Origin of the sequence: Burkholderia sp. Ac-20392, assembly GCF_017104585.1 — a bacterium.
In the GTDB taxonomy this organism is placed as follows: Bacteria; Pseudomonadota; Gammaproteobacteria; order Burkholderiales; family Burkholderiaceae; genus Burkholderia; species Burkholderia lata.
In genome coordinates this window covers 1-8,356 of sequence record NZ_JAAGPB010000385.1, presented here as the reverse complement: position 1 = coordinate 8,356, position 8,356 = coordinate 1, and the positions used below count along the sequence as shown (strand labels likewise).

The window sequence follows — 8,356 nt, the reverse complement described above, 5'->3', positions numbered from 1 at the left end:
CTCTGCCTCTGCCTCTGCCTCTGCCTCTGCCTCTGCCTCTGCCTCTGCCTCTGCCTCTGCCTCTGCCTCTGCCTCTGCCTCTGCCTCTGCCTCTGCCTCTGCCTCTGCCTCTGCCTCTGCCTCTGCCGTTGCCTCTGCCCTTGCCTCTGCCTCTCTCTGCCCTCGCCCGCAACAACATCGCCCACCGATCGCGAATATCGTCCGACGATACCTGTCGCGTTGCGCTACCATCGCAGCACCCGTCGAGCCATGCGTGCCGGCCGCGGGCGGCGCCTCCGAGAGCGGGCGCCACCGACCCACAACGACAACAGACGGGCCCGGCCCGACCGCACACGATGCTTGCCAATCTCGTCACGCGCCTGCGCGACCGTTTCGGCAAACCGCCGACCCCGCAGGCGTTCGCCGAACGCCTGATCGCCACGCTGCGCGCATCGGGCGACACGCGCACCTGGCGCCACGAGGACGAGAAGGGCTGTCTCGTCCAGTCGGATGTCCCGTCGAACATCATCAACCTGCACAACCTGTTCCGCGACTACGCGGCCGCGAAGCCGTCCGAGCGCGACACCGTGCTGAAGCGCCAGGCGAACGCGATGTTGCAGCACGAGATCCCGGCGGATTTCGCCGCCGCGCGCGCCAGGCTGCGCCCCGTGATCCGCAGCGCGACCGAGCGCTGCGTGACGGCGCTGCAAACGGCCGGGCAGTTCGGCATTACGGAGCTGGCGTTCCGGCCGCTGTGCGAGAACCTCGAGATCGGCATCGCATACGACGGCGAGTTCAACATCGCGCGCCTGCCGACCTCCACGCTCGACCAATGGGGCGTCTCGTTCGACGAAGCCTGCGACATCGCGATCGACAACCTGCGGGCCGAATCGTCGACGCCGTGGGCCGCGCTGCCGAACGGGGTATTCGTGTCGCAATTCGACGACTCCTACGACGCGGCGCGGCTGCTGCTGACCGACCTGCTCCACCGGCAGCCGATCGCCGGCGCGCCGGTCGTGATGGCGCCGAACCGCGCGGTGCTGCTGCTCACCGGCGACCGCAATCCGGCCGGGCTCGCCGCCATGGTCGACCTCGCCGAACAGGCGCAGGCGCAGCCGCGCGCGCTGCCGCCGCTGATGCTGCGCTGGGACGGCGCCGCCTGGCAGCGCTTCGTGCCGGCAGGGCTCGAAGCGAAGCTGCATGCGCTGCGCATCGGCGAGCTCGCAGGCGACTACCAGGATCAGCGGATGCTGCTCAACGACGTGCATGAGCGCGACGGCACCGACATCTTCGTGGCGACCTACTCGGTGTACAAGCGCCAGGACGGCAGCCTGTTCAGCGTCGGCGTGTGGAGCGACGGCGTGCCGTCCCTGCTGCCCGAGACGGATATCGTCGCGCTCCATCGCGAGTCGACCGGACAGTCGGCCTACGTGCCGATGGCCGAGTTGCTGCGCACCTGCGGCGACCTGATGACGGCCACCGGGCATCACCCGGTGCGCTATGAAGTGAAGGAGTTTCCGGACGACTCGCGGTTCGCGGCGCTGCTGGCGCGGTTCAGCGAAGCCTGATGCCGATGCGCGTTCGCGCGGGGCGCGCCGGCAGCCGGCCACGGGAATGGCCGGCCGCCGGGCGATGCAGATCGGGAATGGAAGCGGTCAGATGCCCGCTTTCGGTGCATTCAGGATCAGTCGAAGGCCGAGCAGCGTGATCGCGCCAGCGGCGACGCGGTCGACCCACTTCTTCGCGCGCAGGTAGAGCTCGCGCGGCCGGCGCGTGGAAAAGCACAGCGCGACGATCGTGTACCAGCCGAATTCGACGCCGAACACGAGCGGCGGCAGCGCCAGATAGCACCACAGCGGCGGATGCTGCGGGAGCAGCGCCGCGAAGATGCTGCCGTACCAGATCGCCGTCTTCGGGTTGCTGAGCTGGGTCGTGAGGCCCGTCCAGAACGACTTGCGCGCGCTGCCGCCGGCCATCGCCTGCGGATCGTCCATCGCGATCGGCCGGTCGGCGCCGCGCCAGATCTTCGACGCCATGTAGATCAGGTACGCGCCGCCCGCCAGCTTGAGGCCCACGTACAGCCATTCGACGGCCTGCAGCAGCGTATAGAGCCCGGCCAGCGCGACGCCGCCGAACACGATGCCGCCGATGCCCATGCCGAGCGCGGTGGCGAGCCCGTCGCGACGCGACAGCCCGATCGAATTGCGGGCAACCAGCACGAAGCTCGGGCCCGGAATCATCGCGCCGAGAAACAGCGCAGCCAGGATCGCGAGTACGGCAGCCGATGCAGTCATCGAAGTCTCCTTGGTGAGCGACGCCGAATCGCCGACGCCTGCGTGTCGTTTCCGACGGTCGAAGCGACGATTCTGGCACGCTTCACGCATGGCCGAAAGCCGCCTCTCACTGCTATGCTGGCCCTCTTTTCCGTCATTCGCGCCGCCACCCATGATCGAGATCCGCGCCGCCCACTATCCCGACGACGCCCGCGTCGTCGAGGCGATCTTCCGCGAGTACATCGCGAGCCCGACCGTCAGCCTCGAATTCCAGGACTACGAGCCCGAGATCGCCGCGCTGCCCGGCAAGTACGCGCCGCCGCGCGGGCTGCTGCTGCTCGCCTGGCACGGCGAGCGCGTGGTGGGCTGCGCGGCGTTTCGCGAGATCGACGACACGACGTGCGAAATGAAGCGCGTCTACGTGCGCCCCGAAGCGCGCGGGCTGAACGTCGGCCGCCAGCTCGTCGAACGGCTGCTGCACGACGCGAAAGCGGCCGGCTACGCGCGCATGTGCCTCGACGTGCTGCCCGAGTTCGTCGCGGCCCGGAAACTGTATGCGTCGCTCGGCTTCACGCCCGCGCCGCCGGTCGCGTTCAATCCGGTGCCGGGCACCGAGTTTCTCGGGCGGGATCTGTAACCGCCACGCCATCGGCACCTCTTTCTTCCTTTCGACCGGACACCCCGTCATGCGCGTTTCCCGCCTGCCCTTCGTGCTCCTCCCGCTGCTCGCCGCGTTTTCGTTCAACGCCCGCGCCGGCGACCTGCCGAAATCGATCGCCGCGCAGTTGCCGCCCGGCTACCAGCCGCTGCTCGCGCATGCCGGGCCGGAGCTCGACAACGGGCGTCACAGCTTTCTCGTCGTCGTGCATCGGGCGGTCGATACGCGCGAGCAGCCGTCGCCGCGTCCGCTGCTGATCTTCGAGGAACAACCGGATCACGCGTTCCGGCTCGTCGCGCGCAACGACCAGGTCGTGCTGCGCGCGAACGAAGGCGGCCAGTGCGACCCGTTCGATCCCGAAGACGCCGCCGACAACGGCTTCGCGATCAAAGGCCGCTATTTCACCGTGCAGAACTTCGTCGCGTGCGGGCAGCACTGGAGCGACTACGTGACGTTCCGCTACGACCCGCACACGCACGGGTGGCTGTTTTCGAGCCGCATCGTCACCCAATCGTTTCCGCTCGACGACCAGCCCGACCACGTCACCGTCACGCGCGCCGACGCGCACCGGCCGGTGTCGTTCGGTCAGTGGCAACGCAAGGACTGACGCGGCCGGGGCAACGCGCTGCGGCCGGTTGCATCGCACGCCGGCCGGCGCGAGCACGGCCGGACGCAGTCACGTCCCGCTTCTCCCGCACTCGCGAGCACACGCCAACAGGGCTACCATAAGCGCTCGCCGTCGCGCGACCGTGCGCCGGCCCCGCACGCGGCTCGTCCGCACGCGTTCCCTCGCTGCACCCGCACAGGAGGACGTCATGACGCAACACTTCGACGCGATCGTCATCGGCACCGGGCAGGCCGGGCCGCCACTCGCCGCGCGGCTGTCCGCCGCCGGCATGAAAGTCGCGATCATCGAGCGCGGCCGCTTCGGCGGCACCTGCGTGAACACCGGCTGCATCCCGACCAAGACACTGATCGCGAGCGCGTACGCCGCGCACCTCGCGCGGCGCGGCAGCGAATACGGCGTGTCGGTCGGCGGCCCCGTCACCGTCGACATGAAAGCCGTGAAGGCACGCAAGGACCAGATCTCCGGCCGCTCGAACCAGGGCGTCGAGCAATGGGTGCGCGGCCTCGCGAACACGACCGTGTTTCAAGGCCACGCCCGCTTCGAGCGCGCCAACACGGTGCGCGTGGGCGACGCCCTGCTCGAAGCGGAACGCATCTTCATCAACGTCGGCGGGCGCGCGCAGGTGCCGGCCATGCCGGGCCTCGACACGGTGCCGTACCTGACCAACTCGACGATGATGGACGTCGACTTCCTGCCCGACCATCTCGTGATCGTCGGCGGCAGCTACGTCGGGCTCGAATTCGGCCAGATGTATCGTCGCTTCGGGTCGAAGGTCACGGTCGTCGAGAAAGGCTCGCGCCTGATCCGCCGCGAGGACGAGGACGTGTCGCAGGCCGTGCGCGAGATTCTCGAAAACGAAGGGATCGACGTGCAGCTCGATGCGACCTGCCTGAGCGCACGACGCGACGGCAACGGCATCGCGGTCGGGCTCGACTGCGCGGGCGGCGGCCGCGAGGTCGCGGGCTCGCACCTGCTGCTCGCGGTCGGACGCGTGCCGAATACCGACGATCTCGGGCTCGACCGCGCGGGCGTCGCGACCGATGCGCGCGGCTATATCGAGGTCGACGAGCAATTGCGCACGAACGTGCCCGGCATCTGGGCGCTCGGCGACTGCAACGGGCGCGGCGCGTTCACGCACACCGCGTACAACGACTACGAGATCGTCGCGGCCAACCTGCTCGACAACGATCCGCGCAAGGTGTCCGACCGCATCACGGCATACGCGATGTATATCGATCCGCCGCTCGGCCGCGTCGGCATGACGCTCACGGAAGCGAAGCAGACGGGCCGCCGGTTGCTCGTCGGCACGCGCCCGATGACGCGCGTCGGCCGCGCGGTGGAAAAAGGCGAGAGCCAGGGTTTCATGAAGGTGATCGTCGACGCGGACAGCCACGCGATCCTCGGCGCATCGATCCTCGGCGTGACGGGCGACGAAGTCGTGCACGGGATGCTCGACGTGATGGCAGCGGGCGCGCCGTACACGACGATCAGCCGCGCGATGCACATCCATCCGACCGTGTCGGAGCTCGTGCCGACGCTGCTGCAGGACCTGCATCCGGTCGAGTGACGGGTAACCACGCGCGGGGGTCGCATCGGTGGCGAGCGGTATGCGAAGATGGCCGCTCGCCACGACACCCGGGAACGCCATGGACCGCCTGCAAGCGATGCAGATCTACGTACAGATCGTCGAACGCGGCAACTTCACGCAGGCCGCCGACGCGCTGCAACTGCATCGGCCGGCCGTGACGAAAGCTGTGCAGCAGCTCGAACAGGAACTCGGCGTGCGGCTGCTGAACCGCAGCACGCGGCGCGTCAGCGTGACTGCCGAAGGCGAGGCGTTCCATGCGCGCTGCGTGCAGTTGCTCGGCAGCATCGACGACGCGTTCGCGTCATTCCCGAAGCAGCGCGCGATACCGAAAGGCCGCTTGCGGATCGACATCGCGCTCGCCCTGGCGAAGACGGTCGTGATTCCGGCATTGCCCGATTTCCAGCAGCGCTATCCGCAGATCGAGCTCGTGCTCGGCGCGAGCGACCAGCCGGCCGACCTGATCGGCGAAGGCATCGACTGCGTCGTGCGGGTCGGCAAGCTGAAGGATTCGAGCATGGTCGCGCGCACCGTCGGCGCGGTGCCGATGGTCACGTGTGCGTCGCCCGCCTATGTTTCGCGCCACGGTTTGCCGCGCACGCTCGACGACCTTCGTGCCCATCGCGCCGTCAACTTCTTTACCGGCAGCAATCGCAAGGTGCTCGAATGGACGTTCCGCCCGCACGGCGAAACCGTCTCCGTGAAGCTCGCGAGCAGCCTGCTCACGGACAACTCGGAAGCGCTGCTGTCCTGCGGGCTGGCCGGCCTCGGCATCGTGCATGCGTTGCGGCCCGCGCTGCAGCCGAGCATCGACTCGGGCCAGCTGATCGAACTGCTGCCCGGCGTGCCGGCGGAGCCGAAGCCGGTGTCGGTGCTGTACCCGAACCGCGCGCATCTGTCCGACAAGGTGCGCGCGTTCATCGACTGGCTGACCGAGCTGTTTGCGCGGCGTTATCCGGCGTAGAACAGGTGTGCGCCGATTGTTATTCGTCGAATAACAATCAATGATCGGGTCGCGCGTTTATCCGGCGCGGGTACCCGCCTACAGTGCTCCTTCATCGACACCCGTTCATTGAAGGAGCTCTCCATGTCCCGCATCGTTCGTTTCCACCGCGTCGGCGGCCCCGACGTCCTGCAGATCGACACCGTCGACGTGCCCGCGCCGGGCCCCGATGAAATCCAGCTGCGCGTGAAGGCAATCGGCCTCAATCGCGCGGAAATCATGTACCGCACCGGCGAATACACGTTCATGCCGCGCTTCCCCGCGTCGCTCGGCTACGAGGCATCGGGCATCGTCGCGGCGGTCGGCCGCAACGTGACGGCGTTCGCCGAAGGCGATGCGGTGAGCGTCGTGCCGGCGTTCTCGTTCGCCGACTACGGGATGTACGGCGAGGTCGTCAACGTGCCCGTGCATGCGGTGGTCAGGCATCCGGCAAGCCTGTCGTTCGAGGAGGCCGCCGCGACGTGGATGATGTTCGTCACGGCCTGGGGCGCGTTGATCGAACTCGGCGGCCTGCAGCGCGGCGACGCGGTGCTGATCGGCGCCGCGTCGAGCAGCGTCGGGCAAGCGGCGATCCAGATCGCGAACCACGTCGGCGCGGTGCCGATCGCACTGACGCGCGGCGAATCGAAACGCCAGGCGCTGCTCGAAGCAGGTGCGAAGCACGTGATCATCGGCAGCCCTGCCGACCTGCCGCAGCAAGTGGCGGACCTCACCGGCGGCGCCGGCGCGCGCCTCGTGTTCGATCCGGTCGGCGGCCCGGACGCGGCGAACCTGCTGCGCGCGCTGGCCACGAACGGCACGTACTTCCAGTACGGCGCGCTCGACACGCGCGACATCCCGGTGCCCGTGATGGACCTGCTCGCGCGCCACCTGACGCTGCGCGGCTACGAGCTGTTCGAGATCACCGGCGACGCGCAGCGGCTCGAGCGCGCGAAGCGCTTCATCGTCGACGGACTCGCCGCCGGTGCGCTGAAACCGCTGATCGATCGCACGTTCGCGTTCGACGACATCGCCGACGCGCATCGCTACATGGAAGCCGGCGCGCAGGTCGGGAAGATCGTCGTCACGGTCTGAACGTTGCAAGGCGGGCATGCCGTTCGCCAACGACGGCACGCCCACCGCGCGCTCAGCCTTCGAAATACCGCGGCCGGTCGATATCGGCCAGCAACCCCGGCTGCGTCGGCGCCCAGTCGAGCGATGCACGCGTGCGCTCGCTCGTGGCCGGCGCATCCATCCCCGCGAACATCGCGAACCAGCCGAAGTGTTCGCCGGCCTCCTCTGTCGTTTTAGCGACGACCGGCACGTTCAGCCGCCGCCCGATCACTTCCGCGATGTCCCGGAACCGCACGCCGGTATCGTCGACCGCGTGATAGCGCGCGCCGGCCGCGCCGCGTTCGATCGCAAGCCGATAGACGCGCGCCGCATCGAGCCGGTGCACGCCCGGCCAGCGGTTGCCGCCGTCGCCGAGATAGGCCGATGCCCCCTTCTCCCGCGCGAACGCAATCAGGCGCGGCACGAACCCGTGATCGCCGTCGCCGTGCACGGACGGCGGCAGGCGCACGACCGACGCATGCACGCCGCGCGCTTCCAGCGCGACCGCGGTTGCTTCGGACGCACGCGGGTAAGCCGACGACACCGGCACGTGCGGATCATCTTCCGTCGCCGCGCGACCGGGTGCGACGAGCGCGAGGCCCGACGTGACGACCAGCGGCCGCGCCGAGCCCGCGAGCACCGCACCGATCGTCTCGATCGCATGACGGTCGAGCTCGCAGTTCTGCGCGAAGCGCGAGAAGTCGTGATTGAATCCCGTATGGATCACCGCATCGGCGGCTTCGGCGCCGCGCGTGAGGCTGTCGAGATCCTCCAGCGACCCGCGATGGACGTCGGCGCCCGCCGCCGCGACCAACGCCGCGGCCGCATCGGACCGCGCGAGACCGAGCACCGAGTGCCCGGCGGCAATGAGTTCGGCCACGACGGCAGAGCCGACGAACCCTGACGCTCCAGTAACAAAGACACGCATGTTCAACACCTCCGGATGGCATGGAGGCTTACTATCTGTCGACGGCCGCTCGCGGTGAAGTCGAGACGGTTTACCGGTAAACGAACTAACAGGATATGGCTGACGCCCCCGACAACCTGCTCGGCGCGTACCTGCGGGACCGCCGCGAGAAACTCGACCCGGCCGCGCTCGGGCTGCCGGCCACGCGCCGCCGCACGCCGGGCCTGCGGG

General features: G+C 68.8%; 9 protein-coding genes and 1 pseudogene. 7 read left to right on the top strand and 3 right to left on the bottom strand.

From position 1 onward, the window contains the following. A partial coding sequence (locus G3N99_RS29635; RefSeq protein ID WP_206124156.1) for a hypothetical protein occupies positions 1 to 231 on the bottom strand: 231 nt, incomplete at its 3' end. 104 nt (positions 232 to 335) lie between these two features. On the opposite strand from G3N99_RS29635, the gene G3N99_RS29630 reads away from it, so the two are divergent. Next, positions 336 to 1,547 carry a hypothetical protein gene (locus tag G3N99_RS29630; RefSeq protein ID WP_206124155.1) on the top strand — a complete coding sequence of 404 codons (1,212 nt, stop codon included), beginning with the start codon at positions 336 to 338 and terminating at the stop codon, positions 1,545 to 1,547. Positions 1,548 to 1,634: 87 nt separating this feature from the next. On the opposite strand, the gene G3N99_RS29625 is transcribed toward G3N99_RS29630, so the two are convergent. Next, on the bottom strand, positions 1,635 to 2,273 hold the full coding sequence (locus G3N99_RS29625) for a LysE family translocator (RefSeq protein WP_011356053.1): 639 nt from the start codon (positions 2,271 to 2,273) through the stop codon (positions 1,635 to 1,637). A 151-nt stretch (positions 2,274 to 2,424) separates the two neighbouring features. Here G3N99_RS29625 and G3N99_RS29620 point away from each other — a divergent pair, with 151 nt between their 5' ends. The 5 genes from G3N99_RS29620 (at position 2,425) to G3N99_RS29600 (ending at position 7,200) form a co-directional block, all read left to right on the top strand. Beyond that, positions 2,425 to 2,889 (top strand): GNAT family N-acetyltransferase, encoded by a 465-nt coding sequence (locus G3N99_RS29620; RefSeq protein ID WP_206124154.1) that lies wholly within the window; start codon positions 2,425 to 2,427, stop codon positions 2,887 to 2,889. A 49-nt stretch (positions 2,890 to 2,938) separates the two neighbouring features. After that, positions 2,939 to 3,517, top strand: coding sequence for a hypothetical protein (locus G3N99_RS29615; protein ID WP_206124153.1), 579 nt, complete (start codon positions 2,939 to 2,941; stop codon positions 3,515 to 3,517). Positions 3,518 to 3,725: 208 nt separating this feature from the next. After that, positions 3,726 to 5,105, top strand: coding sequence for an FAD-containing oxidoreductase (locus tag G3N99_RS29610; RefSeq protein WP_174938476.1), 1,380 nt, complete (start codon positions 3,726 to 3,728; stop codon positions 5,103 to 5,105). A gap of 79 nt (positions 5,106 to 5,184) precedes the next feature. Next, positions 5,185 to 6,087 (top strand): LysR family transcriptional regulator, encoded by a 903-nt coding sequence (locus tag G3N99_RS29605; protein WP_174938474.1) that lies wholly within the window; start codon positions 5,185 to 5,187, stop codon positions 6,085 to 6,087. Positions 6,088 to 6,210: 123 nt separating this feature from the next. Beyond that, positions 6,211 to 7,200 carry a zinc-dependent alcohol dehydrogenase family protein gene (locus tag G3N99_RS29600; RefSeq protein ID WP_206124152.1) on the top strand — a complete coding sequence of 330 codons (990 nt, stop codon included), beginning with the start codon at positions 6,211 to 6,213 and terminating at the stop codon, positions 7,198 to 7,200. A gap of 52 nt (positions 7,201 to 7,252) precedes the next feature. Here the strand turns inward: G3N99_RS29600 and G3N99_RS29595 are convergent, their stop codons facing one another. Beyond that, on the bottom strand, positions 7,253 to 8,146 hold the full coding sequence (locus G3N99_RS29595; protein WP_206124151.1) for an SDR family oxidoreductase: 894 nt from the start codon (positions 8,144 to 8,146) through the stop codon (positions 7,253 to 7,255). Between the two features lie 95 nt (positions 8,147 to 8,241). Here G3N99_RS29595 and G3N99_RS29590 point away from each other — a divergent pair. Beyond that, positions 8,242 to 8,356, top strand: a pseudogene (locus G3N99_RS29590) (transcriptional regulator); the annotation flags it as partial.

Excerpts from the sequence above, each read along its gene's own strand:
- G3N99_RS29630 (WP_206124155.1), top strand. The coding sequence starts at position 336 with ATGCTTGCCAATCTCGTCACGCGCCTGCGCGACCGTTTCGGCAAACCG.
- G3N99_RS29625 (WP_011356053.1), bottom strand. The coding sequence starts at position 2,273 with ATGACTGCATCGGCTGCCGTACTCGCGATCCTGGCTGCGCTGTTTCTC.
- G3N99_RS29620 (WP_206124154.1), top strand. The coding sequence starts at position 2,425 with ATGATCGAGATCCGCGCCGCCCACTATCCCGACGACGCCCGCGTCGTC.
- G3N99_RS29615 (WP_206124153.1), top strand. The coding sequence starts at position 2,939 with ATGCGCGTTTCCCGCCTGCCCTTCGTGCTCCTCCCGCTGCTCGCCGCG.
- G3N99_RS29610 (WP_174938476.1), top strand. The coding sequence starts at position 3,726 with ATGACGCAACACTTCGACGCGATCGTCATCGGCACCGGGCAGGCCGGG.
- G3N99_RS29605 (WP_174938474.1), top strand. The coding sequence starts at position 5,185 with ATGGACCGCCTGCAAGCGATGCAGATCTACGTACAGATCGTCGAACGC.
- G3N99_RS29600 (WP_206124152.1), top strand. The coding sequence starts at position 6,211 with ATGTCCCGCATCGTTCGTTTCCACCGCGTCGGCGGCCCCGACGTCCTG.
- G3N99_RS29595 (WP_206124151.1), bottom strand. The coding sequence starts at position 8,146 with ATGCGTGTCTTTGTTACTGGAGCGTCAGGGTTCGTCGGCTCTGCCGTC.